General features: G+C 67.3%; 18 protein-coding genes. 14 read left to right on the forward strand and 4 right to left on the reverse strand.

Features of this window, described 5'->3' with window-relative positions:
- Positions 1–628: 628 nt before the first annotated feature.
- On the forward strand, positions 629–1,888 hold the full coding sequence (gene fabV / locus ACVOMM_RS12840) for an enoyl-ACP reductase FabV (protein ID WP_053520465.1): 1,260 nt from the start codon (positions 629–631) through the stop codon (positions 1,886–1,888).
- A gap of 65 nt (positions 1,889–1,953) precedes the next feature.
- On the opposite strand, the gene ACVOMM_RS12845 is transcribed toward fabV, so the two are convergent.
- The 3 genes from ACVOMM_RS12845 to ACVOMM_RS12855 form a co-directional block, all read right to left on the reverse strand.
- Positions 1,954–4,023 carry an EAL domain-containing response regulator gene (locus ACVOMM_RS12845; RefSeq protein ID WP_128988965.1) on the reverse strand — a complete coding sequence of 690 codons (2,070 nt, stop codon included), beginning with the start codon at positions 4,021–4,023 and terminating at the stop codon, positions 1,954–1,956.
- Between the two features lie 91 nt (positions 4,024–4,114).
- A complete protein-coding gene (locus ACVOMM_RS12850) occupies positions 4,115–5,299 on the reverse strand; it encodes a BaiN/RdsA family NAD(P)/FAD-dependent oxidoreductase (protein WP_128988963.1) in 1,185 nt (394 codons plus the stop codon).
- Entirely contained in the window at positions 5,296–5,844 is a 549-nt protein-coding gene (locus ACVOMM_RS12855; protein ID WP_053517781.1) for a YaeQ family protein, read from the reverse strand. The genes ACVOMM_RS12850 and ACVOMM_RS12855 overlap by 4 nt, the downstream gene beginning before the upstream one ends.
- 124 nt (positions 5,845–5,968) lie before the next feature.
- On the opposite strand from ACVOMM_RS12855, the gene ACVOMM_RS12860 reads away from it, so the two are divergent.
- On the forward strand, positions 5,969–6,850 hold the full coding sequence (locus ACVOMM_RS12860; RefSeq protein ID WP_481526328.1) for a pseudouridine synthase: 882 nt from the start codon (positions 5,969–5,971) through the stop codon (positions 6,848–6,850).
- A 13-nt stretch (positions 6,851–6,863) separates the two neighbouring features.
- On the opposite strand, the gene ACVOMM_RS12865 is transcribed toward ACVOMM_RS12860, so the two are convergent.
- Positions 6,864–7,355 carry a YaiI/YqxD family protein gene (locus ACVOMM_RS12865; protein WP_128988959.1) on the reverse strand — a complete coding sequence of 164 codons (492 nt, stop codon included), beginning with the start codon at positions 7,353–7,355 and terminating at the stop codon, positions 6,864–6,866.
- 303 nt (positions 7,356–7,658) lie between these two features.
- Between ACVOMM_RS12865 and ACVOMM_RS12870 the strand changes: the two genes are divergently transcribed.
- The 12 genes from ACVOMM_RS12870 (at position 7,659) to pcaG (ending at position 19,712) form a co-directional block, all read left to right on the forward strand.
- On the forward strand, positions 7,659–7,868 hold the full coding sequence (locus ACVOMM_RS12870; RefSeq protein ID WP_005416210.1) for a cold-shock protein: 210 nt from the start codon (positions 7,659–7,661) through the stop codon (positions 7,866–7,868).
- A 147-nt stretch (positions 7,869–8,015) separates the two neighbouring features.
- On the forward strand, positions 8,016–8,705 hold the full coding sequence (locus tag ACVOMM_RS12875; RefSeq protein ID WP_262218397.1) for a glutathione S-transferase: 690 nt from the start codon (positions 8,016–8,018) through the stop codon (positions 8,703–8,705).
- Between the two features lie 31 nt (positions 8,706–8,736).
- Positions 8,737–10,302, forward strand: a complete 1,566-nt coding sequence (locus ACVOMM_RS12880; protein ID WP_053517776.1) for a protein adenylyltransferase SelO — start codon at positions 8,737–8,739, stop codon at positions 10,300–10,302.
- Between the two features lie 273 nt (positions 10,303–10,575).
- Positions 10,576–12,087 carry a NosD domain-containing protein gene (locus tag ACVOMM_RS12885; RefSeq protein ID WP_481505178.1) on the forward strand — a complete coding sequence of 504 codons (1,512 nt, stop codon included), beginning with the start codon at positions 10,576–10,578 and terminating at the stop codon, positions 12,085–12,087.
- 22 nt (positions 12,088–12,109) lie between these two features.
- Positions 12,110–13,399, forward strand: coding sequence for a carbohydrate porin (locus ACVOMM_RS12890; RefSeq protein ID WP_065181319.1), 1,290 nt, complete (start codon positions 12,110–12,112; stop codon positions 13,397–13,399).
- A complete protein-coding gene (aroD, locus tag ACVOMM_RS12895; protein WP_053517772.1) occupies positions 13,399–14,286 on the forward strand; it encodes a type I 3-dehydroquinate dehydratase in 888 nt (295 codons plus the stop codon). The genes ACVOMM_RS12890 and aroD overlap by 1 nt, the downstream gene beginning before the upstream one ends.
- 53 nt (positions 14,287–14,339) lie before the next feature.
- On the forward strand, positions 14,340–15,656 hold the full coding sequence (locus tag ACVOMM_RS12900; RefSeq protein WP_481526329.1) for an MFS transporter: 1,317 nt from the start codon (positions 14,340–14,342) through the stop codon (positions 15,654–15,656).
- A gap of 169 nt (positions 15,657–15,825) precedes the next feature.
- Positions 15,826–16,506 (forward strand): 3-oxoacid CoA-transferase subunit A, encoded by a 681-nt coding sequence (locus ACVOMM_RS12905; protein ID WP_053517770.1) that lies wholly within the window; start codon positions 15,826–15,828, stop codon positions 16,504–16,506.
- The gene (locus tag ACVOMM_RS12910) at positions 16,503–17,150 is read left to right on the forward strand and encodes a 3-oxoacid CoA-transferase subunit B (protein WP_053517768.1); all 648 of its coding nucleotides are present in this window, start codon (positions 16,503–16,505) and stop codon (positions 17,148–17,150) included. The genes ACVOMM_RS12905 and ACVOMM_RS12910 overlap by 4 nt, the downstream gene beginning before the upstream one ends.
- Position 17,151: 1 nt before the next feature.
- Positions 17,152–18,366, forward strand: a complete 1,215-nt coding sequence (gene pcaF, locus ACVOMM_RS12915) for a 3-oxoadipyl-CoA thiolase (protein ID WP_481526330.1) — start codon at positions 17,152–17,154, stop codon at positions 18,364–18,366.
- A 67-nt stretch (positions 18,367–18,433) separates the two neighbouring features.
- The gene (gene pcaH / locus ACVOMM_RS12920) at positions 18,434–19,144 is read left to right on the forward strand and encodes a protocatechuate 3,4-dioxygenase subunit beta (RefSeq protein WP_053517767.1); all 711 of its coding nucleotides are present in this window, start codon (positions 18,434–18,436) and stop codon (positions 19,142–19,144) included.
- 4 nt (positions 19,145–19,148) lie between these two features.
- Complete coding sequence (pcaG, locus tag ACVOMM_RS12925) at positions 19,149–19,712, forward strand: protocatechuate 3,4-dioxygenase subunit alpha (protein ID WP_111185632.1); 564 nt, start codon at positions 19,149–19,151, stop codon at positions 19,710–19,712.
- The last annotated feature ends 61 nt before the right edge of the window (positions 19,713–19,773 follow it).

The following is a 19,773-nucleotide window of genomic DNA, read 5'->3' on the forward strand; positions in this document are numbered from 1 at the left end:
TGTGCGGGGGCCCCTTAACCCCCGCGCCGGGGGGGTGGCCCCCGGGGTGGGCGGGGCGGGTGTCGGCCCCCCACGGCAAGACCGGGGTTGGGCGTCCTGCCCAACCCGCCCGAGGCATGCCTCGGGCCCATGCGGCTGACACCCCGCACTCCGACACCGCCCCAACTTCGAAACGTTCACGCGGCTGTCGGTAGGTGTCGATCTTGGTCGACACATCTGTCAGATTTCGAATGAATTCAATCGTGTCGACCAAGGTCGACACCCACCAGAGCAGAATGCGGTTCCGACAGAACGCGGAAGACTGTCGAAGGCGGGGTGGGGGCGGGTTGGGGGGGGGGGGCGCCCAGGGTTGGGGCGCCCCGCCGAAAAGGGCGGACTTTAGGCGGGCCCCCCCACCCCCCCCCCCCCCCCCACCCCCCCATCCCGCAGATAGCTCGCTTCTGCCGTTGATGTTGACGTTGATTCGGCGGGTGCAGGGTGCAACCCTGCAAAACAAACACCACCCTACGGCAGCGTCGGTTGTGCAATCGTGCCCCGCACACTACGATCCTGCGGTTCGCGCGCGCAGGCGCGCCCTCCGATTCCTGCTGAGCGCCCTGCGCGCCGCATCTGCCAACCCGAGGTATCCATGGTCATCAAACCGCGCGTCCGCGGCTTCATCTGCGTCACCACCCATCCGACCGGCTGCGACGCCGCCGTCAAGCAGCAGATCGACTACATCCGCGCCCGCCCGCCGATCCAGAACGGTCCCAAGCGCGTGCTGGTGATCGGCGCCTCGACCGGCTACGGTCTGGCCGCCCGCATCACTGCCGCGTTCGGCAGCGGTGCGGCGACCCTGGGCGTGTTCTTCGAGCGTCCCGGCAGCGAGACCAAGCCGGGCACGGCGGGCTGGTACAACTCGGCGGCGTTCCACCGCTATGCCGATGAGGCCGGCCTGTATGCCAAGAGCATCAATGGTGATGCGTTCTCGGATGAAGTGAAGGCGCGCACCATCGAGATGATCAAGGCCGATCTCGGCCAGGTCGACCAGGTCGTCTACAGCCTGGCTGCGCCGCGCCGCAAGCACCCAAAGACCGGTGAAGTGATCAGTTCCACGCTGAAGCCGATCGGTGAGCCGATTACGCTGCGTGGCCTGGATACCGACAAGGAAGTGATCACCGAGACCACTTTGCAGCCGGCGACGCCGGAGGAAATCGCAGGGACCGTCGCAGTGATGGGCGGTGAAGACTGGCAGATGTGGATCGACGCGCTGGCCGATGCCGGCGTGCTGGCCAACGGCTGCACCACCACCGCCTTCACCTACGTTGGCGAAGAAATCACCCAGGCCATCTACTGGAATGGCTCGATCGGCGCTGCCAAGAAGGATCTCGACACCAAGGTGCTGGGCCTGCGCGAGAAGCTGGCGAAGATTGGCGGTGATGCCCGCGTGTCGGTGCTCAAGGCCGTGGTCACCCAGGCCAGCTCGGCCATTCCGACGATGCCGCTCTACCTGTCGCTGCTGTTCAAGGTGATGAAGGAGAAGGGCACCCACGAAGGCTGCATCGAGCAGCTGGACGTGCTCTACGACATCCTCTACGGCGGCAAGGCCGACGGCGTGGCGATCGACCGCCTGCGCCACGATCTGGTCGATGGCGATGGCCACACCGTCGCGCTGGTCGATGAAGAAGGCCGCCTGCGTGCCGACTACAAGGAAATGGCGGCAGACGTGCAGGGCAAGGTGGTTGCGCTGTGGCCGCAGGTGACCAACGAGAACCTGTACGAGATCAGCGACCTGGCCGGCTACAAGGCGGACTTCCTGCGCCTGTTCGGTTTCGGCGTTGAAGGCGTCGACTACGAGGCCGACGTCGATCCGGATGTGAAGATCAACAATCTGGTCGATATGACCTGATCGAAAAGGCCGGCGAAAGCCGGCCTTTTCACGTAGGGCGCGCCGCTATGCCCGGCGATGCGGGATCACCCGAAGTCGAAACTCATCGTCGGCAGCGCCGGACCGACGAAGTCGCCCTGCACGTAGTCCACGCCTGCACTGAACAGCAGCGTCATGGAGTTGGCATCGCTGACGAACTCGGCGATGGTGCGGATACCGGCCTCCTGCGCGCGCGCCGTGATCTGGCTGATGCGGTCGATGTTCTCGCGGGTCGCCGCCAGGTCGCTGGTGAATCCACGGTCCAGCTTGAGGAACTGCGGCTGGAAGTGGGCCAGCAGCTGGAACGAATCCAGGCCGGACCCGAACTGTTCCAGGCCAATGCGGCAGCCCAGCGGGGCCACGGCGGCCAGGAACTGCTGGGCGCTGCGCAGGTGGGTGAACACCTTCGCTTCCGGCGCATGCAGCCACAGGCGCTCGCCCGGAACCCCGTGCGCTTTCAGTTCACCACGTAGGGTGGCAATCATCTGCGGGTCGTCGAACGATTCGGGGGTGACCTTCACCAGCATCTGGGTGGCGCTGCCTTCGCGCGCGCGCTGCCCCAGCACCGTGATGGCCTTGGACACCACCCAGCGGTTGATCTCGGCCAGCAGCCCGTGTTCCTCGGCGATGCCAAGGAAAGCGGTGGGACTGAGCAGTTCACCGTTGTGCTCCAGTCGCAGATAGGCTTCGTACAGCTCCAGTGGCTCGCCCTGCAGGTTCAGTACCGGCTGGTAATGCAGCTGGAAGCCGTCGCCGTCCAGGGCTTCGCGGATGCGGCCGACCCATCGCTGCACACGTTCTTCCTCGACCCGATCGACCGCGGCCGGATCGAAGATGCGACAGGTGTTGCCCAGCTCGGCGGCCGCCTGCGTGCACTCGCTGGCACGCGCCAGGACTTGGCCGATACTGGCGATCTTCTCGCCGACCTGGACACCGCCGATGCTCACGGTGACCGTGGCCGAACGCGCGCCGATGCTGAACACATGGGCGGCATATGCCTCACGGATGCGTTCGGCCAGTGCCACGGTCTGCGCATAGGGGCCGGCCTGCAGCACGGCGAAGCTGTGTTCGCCGAAGCGCGCCAGCTGCGCGTCCTCCCCCACGACATCGGCCAGCAGGGAGGCCAGCGCGCCGATGAGGGTATCGGCCGAGGCCAGCCCGATGTCCGGCATCAGCCGCGCATAGTGGTCGGGCTCGACCAGCAGCAGGCCGAACTGGCCCTCGCTGCGGCCAGCCTGGGCGACCGCACTTTCGACCTGCAGCATGAAGGTCGGCCGGTTCAGCAGGCCGGTCACCTGGTCGCGCTGGCGAAGATCCTCGACCTCTCGGGCCAGTTCCGGGTCGAACTCGATCCGGCGGCGGAACACGACCTGCAGGCAGGATTCGCCCTCATAGGTGGCTGCGGTGAATTCCATCGTTGCCGGAAACGCACTGCCATCCTGGTGGCGTGCATCGAGCTGGTACTGCGGTGGTGGCGCTTCGCCGCGGCTGAGGCTCTTCAGCAGCTGCTTGAAGTCATCAACATGCTGGGCGGCCACCATGTCCAGCAGCGAGATGCCCTCGATGTCGTCGAAATGCTCGTAGCCGAACATGTCCAGATAGGCATCGTTGGCGCGGATGTGCATGCCTTCGTGCACATAGGCGATGGGTTCGCGGGAGGAGGCAATCAGCGCGTCGCAACGGCGCTCGGTCTCGCGCATCTGTGCCTCGATGCGACGCAGCCCGCGGCGCGCCTGCAGGTCGACCCACTGGTCGCGGACCACCGCCAGCAGATGCTCCGGCCGTTGACGGAGGGCAAGGGCGCGGATGCCATGGCTGCTGGCCTGGACCAGCTCATCCTCGTCGATGCGCTCGGCCAGCAGCACCAGCGGAATGTCCTTGCCGCTGGCCGCGATGTGCTGGGCCACCAGCGGCAGCGGGATGCCCTGCGAGGGCGAGGCCAGCACCAGATCGATGGCCTGGTTGGCCAGCACCTGCGACAGCTCGGCCGAATCCTGCGGGCGCCAGGGGCGCACGGCGATGCCGCTGTTGCGCAGCGTGCTGACGATGGCTTCCGCATTCTCGCCGCTGTCGTCGACGATCAACAGGCGGATGGTGATGTCGTTCGCGTTCTGCATGCACTGCTCCCCAATCTGCGGATCTTGATACACGATGCACGGCGAGCCGTCCATGCGTGCAGGCATCCCGCACCCCGAACGGCGATGCGGTTCACACCACGCTGCCGGCGGCGTGGCCGCTGGCCCAGGCCCACTGGAAGTTGTAGCCGCCAAGCCAGCCGGTGACGTCCAGCACTTCGCCGACGAAATGCAGGCCCGGCACGCGCTTGGATTCCATCGTGGAGGACGAAACGTCGGCGGTGTCCACGCCGCCCAGCGTGACCTCGGCGGTGCGGTAGCCTTCGGTGCCACTGGCCACCAGCGGGAACGCACCCAGCAGCTGCGCGGCCTGGCGCAGCTGGGGCTCATCCAGCTGCCGTACCGGGCGGTCCGGCAGCCAGTGTTCGCACAGGCGCTGGGCCAGGCGCTTGGGCAGGACCTCGGCCAGCACCGTGCGCAGTTCGGCGGCTGGCCGCTCCTGTTTCATCCGTCGCAGCCACTGGCCGGCATCCTGGCCGGGCAGCAGATCCAGTTCCAGTGCGTCGCCGGGTTGCCAGAAGGAAGAGATCTGCAGGATCGCCGGGCCGCTGACGCCACGATGGGTGAGCAGCATGGAATTCTGGAACTGCATGCCGTTGCAGCGCGCCTCGATCGGCAGCGCGACACCGCTCAGGTCGGCCAGGCGCTCCTGGTGCCTGCCGCTGAGGGTCAGCGGCACGAGTCCGGCGCGGGTCGGCAGCACGGCATGCCCGAACTGGCGTGCAATCTCGTAGCCGAAGCCGGTTGCGCCCAGGCTGGGGATGGACAGGCCACCGGTGGCGACCACCAGCGAGGCGCAGTGGAACATCCCCTGCGTGGTGTGCACACGGAAGCCATCCGCCCCGTGCTCGATGCGCTCGACGCTGCAGTGGGTACGGATGTGTACACCCGCTGCCTGGCACTCGTCCACCAGCATCTTCACGATCTGCTTGGACGAAACGTCGCAGAACAGCTGCCCCAGCTCCTTCTCGTGATAGGCGATGGCATGGCGCTCGACCATCTCGATGAAGTGCCAAGGCGTATAGCGGGCCAGCGCCGATTTGCAGAAGTGCGGATTGGCCGACAGGAAGTTGGCCGGGGTGGTGCCGGTGTTGGTGAAGTTGCAGCGGCCACCGCCGGACATCAGGATTTTCTTGCCGATCTTGTTGGCGTGATCGATCACCTGCACCTGGCGGCCGCGCCGGCCGGCGGTGATCGCGGTCATCAGGCCGGCGGCACCGGCACCGATCACTACGACGTCGCAGCGCGTCGTACTCATGCCTTGGCGCGCTTGCGCCAGGTGGGGATGATGTCGAGCTGGATCTGGTCGTTGAGGATCTGCACCTCGCCGTCCTGGATCAGCACGCTGAAGCGCATGGCACGCTGGATCTGCTGGCCCCACTGCTCGACGAAGGTGCCATCGAGGTCGATCACCGACAGGTTGTCGAAGCGCGCCAGGCCCTTGCCCTGCTTGCCCCACCAGATGTCGGACGCATTGCCGCCGTAGTTGACCACCTGCACCTGGCGGCTGCGGTTGCTGGCCTTGCGGATACGGGATTCATCGGGGTGGCCGAGGTCGATCCACTGCAGGATGTCGCCGGTGTAGTCGTGCTGCCACAGGTCCGGCTCGTCATCCGTACTCAGGCCCCGGCCGAATTCCAGGCGGTCGTCGGCGTTGAGGGCGAAGGTGAGCAGGCGCACCATCAGGCGCTCGTCGGTTTCCGACGGATGCTGGGCCAGGGTCAGGTTGTGGGTCGCGTAGTAGCCGCGATCCATGTCGCTGATCTGCAACTCGGCCTTGCGGATGGTGGCGGTGAGGGCCATGGGGGATCCGTCGACTAAAGAGGACAATGATAGAGGTTTGCTGCAGGGGTGTCCGTGGCCGGGGTGTCTGCCGCGCGTCAACGGTGGCACGCTTGCGGTTCCTGTTGCCGCCGGAGCGGACGCGATGACCCTGCCCAGCCGGCTGCAGCTGCCACCCGGCCATTGGCCGACCCTGCTGGACGGCCTGTGCGCACGCTTTCCGCGCATCGACCGCAGCCAGTGGCAGGACCGGTTCGCGCGCGGACGGGTACAGGATGCGCAGGGCAGGGCGCTGGCGGCGGACCAGCCGTGGCAGGTGGGGCTGGAAATCCTGTATTTCCGCGAGGTCAGCCACGAGCCGCGCATTCCGTTCAACGAGACGATCCTCTACCAGGACGAGCATCTGCTGGTGGTCGACAAGCCGCACTTCCTGCCGGTGACCCCGGCGGGTGCCCATGTCCGCGAAACCCTGCTGGCGCGGCTGGTGGCGCGGACCGGCAACGCGCAGCTGGCACCGCTGCACCGCCTGGACCGGCTCACCGCTGGGCTGGTCCTGTTCTCGCTGCGACCGGAGTCGCGCGATGCCTACCAGCGCCTGTTCCGCGAGCGGCGTATCGACAAGACCTACGAGGCGCTGGCCTCGGCACTGCCGGCGCTGGACTTCCCGTTCGAGCGCCACAGCCGCATCGGCCCGGCACAACCGTTCTTCCGCATGGGCGAAATGGAGGGCGAGCCGAATGCGAGTACCCGCGTCGAGGTGATCGACGCGACAGGTCCGGTCTGGCGCTACCGCCTGCAGCCGAGAACCGGTCGCAAGCACCAGCTGCGCGTGCACATGGCGGCGCTGGGCGCGCCCATCATCGGAGACGACCTGTATCCGCAGCTGCGTCCGGCCGCGACCGGGGCGCAGGCGCCGCTGCAACTGCTGGCGCGGGCGTTGTCCTTCGACGATCCCCTGAATGGGGAACGGCGGGTGTTCAGCAGCCAGCGTCAGCTGGGCCTGGAGCTGGGCCCAGTGGTGGCGTGAGCCGGGCCCCGCCTCATCGCGCCACGCGGATGCTGGCCAACCAGCGGTCCAGCGCGCTGCCGAACGCCTGGCGGTCGCGCGCATGCAGGGGAGGCGGGCCCCCGGTCTGGACGCCGGCGCCGCGCAGCTCTTCCATGAAATTGCGTACCGACAGGCGCTGGGCGATGGTGTCGGCGGTGAACAGCTCCCCGCGCGGATGCAGGGCCAGCGCGCCTCGTTCGAGCACCAGCGCGGCCAATGGAATGTCCTGGGTGACAACCAGATCGCCGGCGGCGACCCGTTCGACGATGGCGCTGTCAGCAACGTCCAGGCCCTGCGGCACCTGGAGGGAGCGGATCCAGCGCGAGGGCGGGGTGCGGATCCACTGGTTGGCGACCAGGGTCAACTCCAGGCCGACCCGCTCGGCGGCCCGGAACAGGATGTCGCGGATGACAACGGGGCAGGCGTCTGCGTCCACCCAGATGCGGGGACGGGGCAGTTCAGCCGGGGTTTCAGCTTCAGTCATTTACCCAGTGTAGGGTAGGAAAAACCTGAATGGGTCCCCGGATCCGGGCCCGACCGACTGCCAGCCCTTGCCACGCCTAGCGGGGGCGGGGTGGCGATGAATGCCGGGGCTATCGCTTTTTGGGGAAAACACGCGTATCGTGCGACCCACTGTGTTTGCTAGGGTCACCGTGAATCGTGGCCTGGTGCAGTTGATCTCACGATCCACTCATCGATCCGCTTTACCAACGCCTGCAACTCAGTCTCGGCCCCGATACCCGGTGGCTGCGATTTTTTTCAACATGTGTTTCAGGAGTTAGTAAATATGTCTGAACGTCAGACCGGCACCGTCAAGTGGTTCAACGACGCCAAGGGCTTCGGCTTCATCACCCCGGAAAGCGGCCCGGACCTGTTCGTGCACTTCCGCGCCATCCAGGGCACCGGCTTCAAGACCCTGCAGGAAGGCCAGAAGGTCACCTTCATCGCCGTCCAGGGCCAGAAGGGTATGCAGGCTGACCAGGTGCAGGCGGTCTAATCCGTCTGCTGCCCTCGGGTAGCCAGAACGCCGGAAGCGCAAGCTTCCGGCGTTTTTTTTTGCGTCGGCGGGAGCAGGCGCGGATCGAATCCACAGGCGCATGCGTGCAGGCGCGTTACGATGCTTGCACCCCTCTGGAGTCCTTTCATGCGCATCGTCCATCACCTCGAGAATTCCCGTTCGCTGCGCGTGCTGTGGATGCTGGAGGAGCTGGGGCTGGACTACGAACTGCGCCGTTACCCGCGCGACCCCAGAACGCTGCTGGCACCGCCGGCACTGCGCCAGGTACATCCGCTGGGGAAATCACCGGTGCTGCAGGACGGCGAGCAGGTGCTGGCCGAATCCGGCGCCATTCTTGATTACCTGGCTGACCGCTACGACACGCAGCGGCAGGTGTCGCCGTCGCCGATACCGGCCGAAGGTGCCGAGCGCATGGCCTATCGCTACTGGCTGCACTACGCCGAAGGCTCAGCGATGCCGCCGCTGCTGCTGACCCTGGTGATGAGCCGCATCCGCAACGCGCCGGTGCCGTTCTTCGTGCGCCCGATCGCCCGCAGCATCGCCGACAAGGCCGAGAAGAGCTTCGTCGGCCCGCAGCGCCGCCTGCACCTGGACTGGATGGAGCGCCGCCTGGCCGAGAGCCCGTGGTTCGCGGGTGAGCGTTTCACCGCGGCCGACATCCAGATGAGCTTCCCGATCCAGGCCGCAGCGGCGCGCGGAGGCGGACTGGACGACAAGCCGGCGCTGCGCGCGTTTCTCCAGCGCATCGGTGAACGCCCGGCCTACCAGCGCGCTGAAGCGCACGGCGGATCGCTGCAGGCGCTGCGCGGCGATTGAGGTCGGCGGCGTCCATCCCCATGTCAGGGCCATGGACAGCCCCTTCCCGCGATTCGACAACCGTCTGCTGACCGTCCTGCCGGGCGACCCGGAAGCCGGGCCCCGCCGGCGTGAAGTCCGAGAGGCGGCCTGGTCGTCGGTGATGCCGACGCCTGTCGCCGCGCCGACCCTGCTGGCCTGGTCGCCGGAGGTCGCCGCTCTGCTCGGCATCGATGTGGCTGAAGTGTCGAGCGGCACGTTTGCCCAGGTATTCGCTGGCAACGCGTTGTATCCGGGCATGCAGCCGTGGGCCGCCAATTACGGCGGGCACCAGTTCGGTCACTGGGCGGGCCAGCTTGGCGATGGGCGGGCGATCTCGCTGGGCGAGCTGGTGGCGCCGGATGGCCGGCACTGGGAACTGCAGCTGAAGGGTGCAGGCCCGACCCCGTACTCCCGTGGCGCCGACGGTCGCGCGGTGCTGCGCTCGTCGATCCGTGAATTCCTGTGCAGTGAGGCCATGCACCACCTCGGTGTACCGACCACGCGTGCGCTGTCGCTGGTCGGTACCGGCGAGCACGTGGTGCGCGACATGTTCTATGACGGCCGTCCGCGAGCCGAGCCCGGCGCGATCGTATGCCGTGTGTCGCCCTCGTTCCTGCGTTTCGGTTCGTTCGAACTGCCGGCCTCGCGCGGTGAGACGTCACTGCTGCAGCAACTGGTGGATGCCTGCATCGCCCGTGATTTCCCCGAACTGGCGGGGCAGGGTGAGGCGCTGTACGGTGACTGGTTCGCGCAGATCGCGGTGCGCACCGCCGAGATGATCGCGCACTGGATGCGTGTCGGTTTCGTGCATGGGGTAATGAACACCGACAACCTTTCCGTGCTCGGCCTCACTCTCGACTATGGCCCCTATGGCTGGGTCGAGGACTTCGATCCAGACTGGACCCCGAACACGACTGACGCACAGGGCCGTCGCTACCGCTTCGGAACGCAGCCGCAGGTGGCGTACTGGAATCTGGGGCGGCTTGCGCAGGCGCTGTCGCCCTTGTTTGCCGACGTCGCGCCGTTGCAGGCGGGCCTTGCTGCCTATCAGGCCACCTTTGCCGCCTGCACGCGTCGCGATGCGGCGGCCAAGCTTGGCCTGGCAGCTGCCGATGATGCCGATCTGCAGCTCTACCAGCGCTGGCAGCAGCTGCTGCAGGACGGTGGCATGGACATGACCCTGTCCTGGCGCGCCTTGATGCGGATCGATCCGGCATCGCCCGATCCGGCGGCACTGGCTGAGGTCTACTACGACCGGGAGCGGCAGGAGGCCGTGCAGGTGCCGCTGCGGCAGTGGCTGCAGGACTACGCCGCGCGCTTGCGGGCGGATCCTCTTCCGGCCGCCGAGCGCCTGGCGAAGATGGGCGCGGCCAATCCGCTGTACGTGCTGCGCAACTGGTTGGCGCAGGAAGCGATCGACCGTGCGGAACAAGGGGACATGGGCGGCGTACACGCCTTGCAGGATGTGCTGCGCGATCCGTACACCCAACGCGCCGGACGTGAGCATTTCGCCAGCAGGCGCCCGGCCTGGGCCGACGACCGCGCCGGCTGCTCGATGCTGTCCTGCAGTTCCTGAGCGGTGCTACGGCGCAGCCGTGCGCTTCGCCCGGCAAGTGCCAGTGCAGCCTTCCCTACAACGATGGTCGTACCCATTCAGTGCGATATTCGCACGCGTAGTCGATTACCGCACTTGAATGGTGCAGTGCGATAAACCTAATTTCACTTCCGCAGATTCAAAGCAGTCCAAGCGATCCACCCCTGGCGGGGCGAGGGCAGCACCCGACCCGGTGCTGAAGCCAGGTGCAGGGGAAGACCGCAGGATTTCCCTTCACCTGTGCGGAGTGATCGCATGCGTCGTCGCTTGTCCGTTGTTTCTCTGTTCCTGCTCGCCCAGTTGCCGACGCTGGCGTTGGCCTACCAGGCCGAACCGCCGCGCGGGCCCCTGCAGGTGCTGCGCGTGGACCGCTACGCCGACGACACCCGTCCCGGCTCCCTGCGCTGGGCGATCACCACCGCCAACACCGCGCCGGGTCGCTATCGCATCGAGATCGACGCGGTGGGTACCGCGCCCCATGTGATCAAGCCGACCTCGCCGCTGCCGGAGATCAAGGGGCCGGTGCAGATCATCGGCACATCCTGGGGCCGCGATGGCCAGTTCGTCGCCATCGACGGTTCGGCCTACGTCACCGGCACCGGCACCGATGCCTGTCCGGGCGCCGAACCGGGCCAGTCGGGCACCAACGTGCGCACCACCACGCTGCCGGGGCTGGTCCTGCGGGATACCCAGGGCGTTGAACTGGCCGGTCTGGAGATCCGCAATTTCTGCATCGGTGTGCTGGTCAACCGCTCCAGCCACAACGAGATCCACGACAACCGCATCGTCGCCAACAAGGGCGGCGCCGGCATCATGCTCACCGGGGACGACGGCACAGGGCAGTCCACTGCCACCACCACCGTGCACAACCGCATCGTGCGCAATGAATTCCTCGACAACGGCGATGGACTTGAGCTGACCCGTGGCGCGGCCTGGAACCTGGTAGCCGACAACCTGTTCCAGTCCACCCAGGCCAACCCGGAACCGTCGCAGGGCATCGAAATCCTCTGGGGCAACGACAACAGCGTGGTACACAACCGCTTCGTCGATTACTCCGATGGCCTGCAGATCAACTGGGGCAACCGCAACTACATCGCCGCCAACACCTTCACCGGCAATTCGCTGGGCCTGAGCATCACCGGCAGCGGCAACGTGGTCGATGGCAACATCATCACCGGCAATGGCATCGGCATCGGCGTGCGCCCGCAGCCGGTCAGTGCGCCGAACCGCTTCACCGCCAACCGCATCTTCGGCAACGGCCTGCCGATCGAGCGCTGCGAGGCCGGCGGCGCCTGCGTGAAGGGCCAACCGCGCGGCGCCATCGTGTTCGGCGTGCCAGGCCTGGAACACGCCAGCTTCGTCGGTTCACGTGGTCGTGGTGTCGACAATGATCCGTCCAAGCGTGCGCGCATCTGCTCCGCTGCCGGCCAGACCGACTGCCAGCCGCTGCCGAACCTGGGCCAGGCGGCACCGCAGCTGACTGTCGTGCAGGGCAAGGGTACGCAGCGCCAGTTGATCGGTCGTTTCCAGGGCACGCCCGACAGCCGTTACCAGGTCGAAGTGTTCGGCAACCGCGCCGCCAGCGGCAGCGAGGCCGAGTGGGTGCTGGGCAGCGTGCAGGCGCGCACCGATGCGCAGGGGCAGGGCCGTTTCACCTTCCCGCTCGGCGCCGCGGCAGATGCTGCGGCTGCCGGCAGCCTGACCGCCACGGTCACCTCGGCGCAGGGCGCCACCTCCCCCCTGAGCGCGCCGCTGTCGCTGCGCTGATCATCTCCACGAGACCGCGATCATGAATCTTGCGAAACCCGTTTCCCTGGCCGTCCTGGCCACCGCGCTGCTGCCCTGCATCGCCAGCGCGCAGTCGAGCAACCGCTACGAAGGCAGGACCCTCACTGGCGACTGGGGCGGCACCCGCACCGATCTGTTCGAGCGTGGCATCGCCTTCCGCGGCGACTACGTGGGTGAAGCCATGGGTGTGGTCGATGGAGGCTACGGCGAAACCGGTGCGCGCTATGCGCAGCAGGTGCGCGTTGGCGTGGACCTGGACATGGGCACGCTGGCCGGCTGGAACGGCGGTGCCTTCCACTTCACCCTCAACGACCGTCGCGGCCGCAGCACCTCGGTGGACTTCGTCGGCAACCGCTTCCCCATCCAGGAAGCGTACGGCGGCCAGTACACGCGGCTGACCGAACTGAGCTACGACCAGACCTTCAACGCGGGGCAGTCGTACTACAAGCTGGGCTATTACGCGATGGGCAACCAGTTCGGCCTGCACAGCCTGCTGACCCACTTCGTCAATGCGGCGTTCTGCGCGCACCCGCTGGCGATGTCGGGCAACAGCGGCTGGTACAACTACCCCGTGGCACGCTGGGGCGGTGAGTTCGCCCAGCAGGTCAGCCCGGCCGTCAACGTTCGCACCGGCTGGTTCCAGGTGAATCCGAACCTGGGTGGCAACATCGAACGCAACGCGTTCCGTCCGCTCGCTTCCGGTACCACCGGTTCGCTGTTCCCGGTGGAAGTGACCTGGACCCCGGCCAAGGGCAGCCGCTATGCGGGCGTCTACAAGTTCGGCGGCTACTACGACACCTCACGCGTGGACAAGCGCGGTCTGGATGCTTCGCCGACGACCGGGCGCCACGGCGCCTACGTGCTCGCCGAGCAGCGTCTGACCCGGGAATCGGCCGATCCCAGCCGCGGCCTGACTGCGTTCGCGCAGTACATGGTGTCCGACACCGACACCGCGCAGATCAAACGCTGGTATGCGCTGGGCGGGGTTTACCAGGGCATTGGCTCGCGCGCCCAGGACAGCATCGCGCTGGGCTACGTAGGCGCCGACATCAACAACCGGCTGGTCGATGCGCGCCGGGCCACGCTGGCCGCCGGTGGCGTGCCTGGCGATTCGCCGCTGTACAACCTCAGCCAGGCCGAGGAGCTGTTCGAACTGTCCTACAGCGTCCAGGTAAACCCGTGGCTGATGATCCGCCCGGATGTGCAGTACATCGTCAACCCGGGCACGTTCAACTACAGCGGTACCGACAACGCCTGGGCCGTGGGCGTACAGGCCAAGGTGACCTTCTGATGGCCATGCGCTCCTTCCATGCTCTGGTGACCGCCATGAAGTTCCCGCTCGCTCCGGTTGTGCTGGCCGGTGCACTGTGCGCCGTCCCGGCGCTGGCCCTGGCCGCACCGCCGCCGGCGGTACTGCAGGTCGGCCAGTTGCGTATTGGCGAGGGCCATCCCCGCACCATCGTGCCGATCACTGGCGCCACCGCTGACGTGGCCCTGCAGCAGGCGGCGGCCATCGCTGCCAGCAAGGCCACCGACATCGCCGAGTGGCGCATCGACTACCTGGACATCGCCACCGATGGCAAGGCGCTGGTCGCGCTGGGCAAGCGCATCCAGGCCACGCTGGGCGGCAAGCCGGTCATCGTGACGTTCCGCACCAAGGCCGAGGGCGGCGCCAAGCCGATCAGCGATGCCGACTACGGCGCGCTCTACGCCACGCTGCTGCGCGGCGGCGTGGCCCAGCTGATCGACGTGGAGATGTTCCGTGATCCGAAGGTGGTGCAGGCGCTGGTGGCGCAGGCGCACAAGGCCGGCGTGAAGGTGGTGATGTCCAACCATGACTTCCACGCAACGCCGCCCCGCGATGAGATCGTCGCGCGCCTGCTCAGGCAGCAGGCGCTGGGGGCGGACGTGCTGAAGATCGCGGTGATGCCGCGCGACGCAGGCGACGTGCTGGCCCTGCTCGATGCCACCTGGCAGGTGCGCCAGCAGAGCGACAGGCCGCTGCTGACCATGTCGATGGGGGGCACCGGTGTGGTCTCGCGCCTGGCTGGTGAAACCTTCGGCCAGGCGCTCACCTTCGGCATGATCGGCACCCCGTCGGCGCCGGGCCAGGTCGAAGTCGATCGCCTGCAGGACGTCCTGCAGGTCATCCATGCATCCAGCCAGGCCGGTCACTGAGACCTTCCCCGCCGGACGTTCCACCGCATCACGCTGTTGCAGGAAACCGCCCCATGAGCCACACCGCCCCCGTACCCTCGCTTGTCCTGGAACGGATGAGTCCCTTCCAGTGGACCGCCATCGCCATCTGCGTGCTGTTGAACATGCTCGATGGCTTCGATGTGATGGTCATGGCCTTTACCGCGCCGCATGTGTCGGCGGACTGGGAGCTGTCGGGCAAGGTGCTGGGGATGATGCTCAGCGCCGGCCTGGTCGGCATGGCGCTGGGCTCGTTCCTGCTGGCGCCGCTGGCCGATCGCTGGGGCCGGCGGCCGATGATCGTGTGCTGCCTGCTGATCCTGACCAGCGGCATGGCGCTGTCGGCTCTGGCTGCCAACGCCTGGCAGCTGGGCGCGCTGCGCGTGTACACCGGCATCGGCATCGGCGGCATGCTGGCCGGCGTGGGCGTGATCACCGCCGAGTACGCCAATGCCAAGTGGCGCAGTACGGCGGTCGCGCTGCAGGCCACCGGCTATCCGATAGGCGCCACCGCCGGCGGTCTGCTGGCGGCGTGGATGCTGGAACACTGGTCCTGGCACAGCGTGTTCCTGATCGGCGCCGTGGCGTCGCTGGTGTGCATTCCGCTGGTGCTCAGGTGCCTGCCCGAATCGCTGGATTTCCTGGTTGCGCGTCGCCCGGCCGATGCGCTGCCGCGCCTGAACGCACTGCTCTCGCGCATGCGCATGCCGCAGCTGCAGGCGCTGCCGCCGGCGCCGCTGCGTGATGGCCAGCGGCAGGGCTATGCGGCGCTGTTCGTGGGTGACCTGCGGCGCGTCGCGCTGCTGATCGCGTTGGCCTTCTTCCTGCACATGTTCGCCTTCTACTTCGTGCTGAGCTGGACGCCGAAGCTGCTGGTCTCTGCCGGTGTCTCCGCCCAGCAGGGCATCACCGGAGGCGTGCTGTTGAATCTGGGCGGCATCGTCGGCGGCAGCCTGTTCGGCTGGCTGGCCTCGCGCTGGTCGCTGTCGAAGCTGACCGCCGGTGCGCTGCTGCTGGCGATGGTGTCGATGCTGGGCTTTGCCGCCTTCAACACGCAGCTGGGCATGGCCTTCCCGTTGGCGTTCGTGATCGGTGCAGCACTGTTCGCCGCGATGGCGGGCCTGTATGCCGCGGCGCCGGTGGTGTTCGCCGCGCAAGTGCGGACCACCGGTCTGGGCTGGGCCATCGGCATCGGCCGCGTTGGTGCGATCCTCTCGCCGCTCACGGTGGGTGTGCTGGTGGATGGCCACTGGCGGCCCTCCGCGTTGTATGTGCTGTGCGCGCTGCCGCTGCTGCTGGCGGCTTGGGCGTGCCTGGGTCTGCGCGTGGGCGTGGGCCGGAACCAGCGTTGAACCGCGAGGGAGTCGTTGACTCAATGTGCGATTATCGAATCATGAGTGCGAATATCGCATTGACCGGACGGAGTGCCATGGCGACCATGTGGAGGCCGTGTTTTCCCTTCGCAGTGGCTCTGAAGCGAGGCGGTGATGACCGCTGGCGCGCAGGGCAAGGAGCAATGCAGTGATCGACAAGACCGTGGCCAGCGTGGAAGCAGCGGTGGCCGATATCCATGATGGCGCCACCGTGATGATCGGCGGCTTTGGCACGGCGGGCATGCCCGACGAGCTGATCGACGCGCTCATCGCACAGGGTGCGCGCGAGCTGTGCATCATCAACAACAACGCCGGCAACGGCGATACCGGCCTGGCCGCGCTGATCAGGCACAAGCGCGTGCGTCGCATCGTCTGCTCGTTTCCGCGCCAGGCCGATTCGCAGCATTTCGACGCCGCCTACCGCGCCGGTGAGATCGAACTGGAGCTGGTGCCGCAGGGCAATCTGGCCGCGCGCATCCACGCGGCGGGTTCCGGCCTGGGGGCGATCTTCACCCCGACCGGCTACGGCACCGAGCTGGCGCAGGGCAAGGAGACGCGTGAGATCGACGGGCGTCACTTCGTGCTTGAGTACCCGCTGCACGCCGATTTCGCGCTGATCAAGGCCGACCGCGGCGACCGTTGGGGCAACCTGGTGTACCGCAAGACCGCACGCAACTTCGGCCCGCTGATGGCGATGGCCGCGCGCTGCGCCATCGTGCAGGTGCGTGAGGTGGTGCCGCTGGGTGAACTGGACCCGGAGGCCGTGGTGACCCCGGGCATCTTCGTGCAGCGCGTGGTTCCGGTGGCCGCAGCGGGGGTGCAGGCATGAACAAGCTCAGCCGCGAACAGATGGCCGCGCGCGTGGCGCGTGACATTCCCGAAGGTGCCTACGTCAACCTGGGCATTGGCCTGCCGACCACGGTGGCCAATTTCCTGCCGGCCGACAAGGAGATCTTCCTGCAGTCGGAGAATGGCCTGCTGGGCATGGGACCGGCGCCGGCGCCTGGCCGGGAGGATCCGGATCTGATCAATGCCGGCAAGCAGCCGGTCACCCTGCTGACCGGGGGCTGCTATTTCCACCATGCCGATTCGTTCGCGATGATGCGTGGCGGCCACCTCGATATCTGCGTGCTGGGTGCCTTCCAGGTCTCGGTGCAGGGCGACCTCGCCAACTGGAGCACCGGGGCCCCCGATGCGATTCCGGCCGTGGGCGGCGCGATGGACCTGGCCATCGGTGCCAAGCAGGTGTTCGTGATGATGGACCTGTTCACCAAGAAGGGCGAGAGCAAGCTGGTGACCGAGTGCAGCTACCCGTTGACCGGGCTGCGCTGCGTGTCGCGCGTGTACACCGATGTGGCGGTGTTCGATCTGGGTGCTGATGGCGCGACCGTGCTGGAGATGGTGGAAGGCATGGATATCGGACAACTGCGTGAACTGACCGGCCTGCCGCTGGCACTGGCCGAGGGAGCCTGAGATGAGCCTGCATGAGACCTACATCGTCGATGGCATCCGTACCCCGATCGGTCGCTATGGTGGTGCGCTGTCCGGCGTGCGCGCCGACGATCTCGGCGCGATTCCGCTGAAGGCACTGCTGGCGCGCCACCCGCAGCTGGATCCGGCGCTGGTCGAGGACGTCTACCTCGGCTGTGCCAACCAGGCCGGCGAAGACAACCGGAACGTTGCGCGCATGAGCCTGCTGCTGGCCGGCCTGCCGGTGACGGTGCCGGGCAGCACGATCAACCGCCTGTGCGGGTCGGGCCTGGATGCGATCGGCACGGTGGCCCGTGGGATCGCCACGGGCGAGCTGGGTCTGGCCATTGCCGGTGGTGTCGAGTCGATGTCACGCGCGCCATTCGTGATGGGCAAGGCGACCTCGCCGTTCGCCCGCGACCAGCAGATTGAAGACACCACCATGGGTTGGCGCTTCATCAACTCCCGCCTGCGCGAGCTGCATGGCGTGGAGACCATGGGCCAGACCGCCGAGAACGTGGCCGAGCGCTACGCCATCAGCCGCGAGGACCAGGATGCGTTCGCGCTGCGCAGCCAGCAACGCACCGCCGCCGCGCAGGTGCGTGGATTCTTCGATGGCGAAATCGAGGCGGTGGAGGTGCCGGGCCGCAGGCGCGGCGAGACCGTGACTGTCGACCGCGATGAACACCCGCGCGGCGATACCACCGCAGACGCCCTGGCCGGACTGAAGCCGCTGTTCCGGCAGCCCGGAACGGTGACCGCAGGCAATGCCTCGGGCATCAATGATGGTGCCGCGGCATTGCTGCTGGCGTCCGGTGCGCAGATCGAGGCGCTGCACCTGGCCCCGCGCGCACGCATTCTCGGCTTTGCCAGCGCCGGCGTGGAGCCGGCAATCATGGGCATGGGCCCAGTGCCGGCCAGCCAGAAGCTGATGACGCGCCTGGGCCTGACCATTGCCGATTTCGATGCCATCGAACTGAATGAAGCGTTCGCCTCGCAGAGCCTGGCCTGCATGCGCCAGCTGGGCCTGGCCGATGATGCCGCGCACGTGAATCCCAACGGCGGCGCCATCGCCCTGGGGCACCCGCTGGGCATGAGCGGTGCGCGCCTGGTCCTGACCCTGCTGCGCCAGCTGGAAGCCACCGGGGGCCGGCGTGGCCTGGCCACGATGTGCATCGGCGTGGGGCAGGGTGTAGCCCTGGCCATTGAGCGCGTGTGAGCCCCAACGAACCCATGATCTGCACGACAGCCGCGGCCTGCGGGCCGCTCGCCAACAGGAGTACGCCATGAGCGATCCCACTCAACTGCGCGGCTACCGCACGCCGTATCCCGGCAGCCAGCCGCCGCGCATCCACCTGCCGTATGCCTCCACCGCGCTGCGTGGCCCGGGTACCGATCCGATCGCCATCCCGGTGACGCTCTCGGAAGTGACCGGCCCGAGCATCAACCGCATCACCCTAGGTGAGCACGCCGCGGACCTGACCGCAGGTTTCCCCGGCCAGCCGCAGGGCGAGCGCATCATCGTCAGCGGCCGCGTGCTGGACGAGAATGGCCGCCCGGTGCGCAACACCGTGGTCGAGGTATGGCAGTGCAACGCTGCTGGCCGTTACCTGCACAAGGGTGACCAGCACGATGCACCGCTGGATCCCAACTTCAAGGGCACCGGCCAGGTGCTGACCGACAGCGAAGGCCGTTACCGCTTCACCACCATCAAGCCCGGCGCCTACCCGTGGCGTAACCACTACAACGCCTGGCGCCCGGCGCACATCCATTTCTCCCTGCATGGCGATGGCATCGGCCAGCGGCTGGTCACGCAGATGTACTTCCCCAACGACCCACTGCTGGCGTTCGATCCCATCTACAACTGCGTGGACGATGCCAACGCGCGCGAGCGCATGGTGTCCTCGTTCGATTGGGAAACCACTACCAACGAATTCGCGCTGGGTTACCGCTTCGACATCGTGCTGCGCGGTCGCAAGATGACCGTCTGGGAGTAAGACCATGAGTTTCCAATCCACTCCGTGGCAGACCGTCGGCCCGTACTACCGCCTGGGCCTGGAACCGCTGTACCGCACCGACATCGCCCCGGCCACCGCGCAGGGCGAACGCGTGCACGTGCAGGGCCAGGTGTTCGATGGCAATGGCGTGCCGGTGTCCGATGCCGTGCTGGAAATCTGGCAGGCCGACGCACAGGGCATCTATGCCCATGGCGAAGACCCGCGCCGCGACGACCACGACCCGGCCTTCGATGGCTGGGGCCGCGTGCCGACCGATGAGCAGGGGCGGTTTGCCTTCAGCACCGTCAAGCCGGGCCGCGTGCCGGGCCTGCGCGGCGAGCCGCAGGCACCGCACCTGATCGTGCTGGTGTTCATGCGTGGCCTGCTGCAGGCTGTGCGGGGCCGCATCTACTTCAGCGACGAGACCAGCAATGGCGAGGACGGCATCCTCGCGCTGGTACCGCCCGAGCGCCGTCACACGCTGGTTGCGCAGGCGCAGGGCAAGGGTCTGTACCGGTGGGACGTGCGCATGCAGGGCCCGGATGAGACGGTCTTCTTCGCCTACTGATCGCGGCGCGCGCGACGCGCCTTCCGGCCACTCCACGCCCGCACGCAGCGGGCGCGGGTAA

This window comes from Stenotrophomonas sp. STEN009 (assembly GCF_056760395.1).

Bases quoted from the DNA above. Each gene is read 5' to 3' on its own strand.
- ACVOMM_RS12870 (WP_005416210.1), top strand. From the start codon at position 7,659: ATGTCTGAACGTCAGACCGGCACCGTCAAGTGGTTCAACGACGCCAAG.
- pcaG (WP_111185632.1), top strand. From the start codon at position 19,149: ATGAGTTTCCAATCCACTCCGTGGCAGACCGTCGGCCCGTACTACCGC.
- fabV (WP_053520465.1), top strand. From the start codon at position 629: ATGGTCATCAAACCGCGCGTCCGCGGCTTCATCTGCGTCACCACCCAT.
- pcaH (WP_053517767.1), top strand. From the start codon at position 18,434: ATGAGCGATCCCACTCAACTGCGCGGCTACCGCACGCCGTATCCCGGC.
- ACVOMM_RS12860 (WP_481526328.1), top strand. From the start codon at position 5,969: ATGACCCTGCCCAGCCGGCTGCAGCTGCCACCCGGCCATTGGCCGACC.
- ACVOMM_RS12865 (WP_128988959.1), bottom strand. From the start codon at position 7,355: ATGACTGAAGCTGAAACCCCGGCTGAACTGCCCCGTCCCCGCATCTGG.
- ACVOMM_RS12910 (WP_053517768.1), top strand. From the start codon at position 16,503: ATGAACAAGCTCAGCCGCGAACAGATGGCCGCGCGCGTGGCGCGTGAC.
- ACVOMM_RS12855 (WP_053517781.1), bottom strand. From the start codon at position 5,844: ATGGCCCTCACCGCCACCATCCGCAAGGCCGAGTTGCAGATCAGCGAC.
- aroD (WP_053517772.1), top strand. From the start codon at position 13,399: ATGGCCATGCGCTCCTTCCATGCTCTGGTGACCGCCATGAAGTTCCCG.
- ACVOMM_RS12885 (WP_481505178.1), top strand. From the start codon at position 10,576: ATGCGTCGTCGCTTGTCCGTTGTTTCTCTGTTCCTGCTCGCCCAGTTG.
- ACVOMM_RS12850 (WP_128988963.1), bottom strand. From the start codon at position 5,299: ATGAGTACGACGCGCTGCGACGTCGTAGTGATCGGTGCCGGTGCCGCC.
- ACVOMM_RS12875 (WP_262218397.1), top strand. From the start codon at position 8,016: ATGCGCATCGTCCATCACCTCGAGAATTCCCGTTCGCTGCGCGTGCTG.
- ACVOMM_RS12880 (WP_053517776.1), top strand. From the start codon at position 8,737: ATGGACAGCCCCTTCCCGCGATTCGACAACCGTCTGCTGACCGTCCTG.
- pcaF (WP_481526330.1), top strand. From the start codon at position 17,152: ATGAGCCTGCATGAGACCTACATCGTCGATGGCATCCGTACCCCGATC.
- ACVOMM_RS12845 (WP_128988965.1), bottom strand. From the start codon at position 4,023: ATGCAGAACGCGAACGACATCACCATCCGCCTGTTGATCGTCGACGAC.
- ACVOMM_RS12900 (WP_481526329.1), top strand. From the start codon at position 14,340: ATGAGCCACACCGCCCCCGTACCCTCGCTTGTCCTGGAACGGATGAGT.
- ACVOMM_RS12890 (WP_065181319.1), top strand. From the start codon at position 12,110: ATGAATCTTGCGAAACCCGTTTCCCTGGCCGTCCTGGCCACCGCGCTG.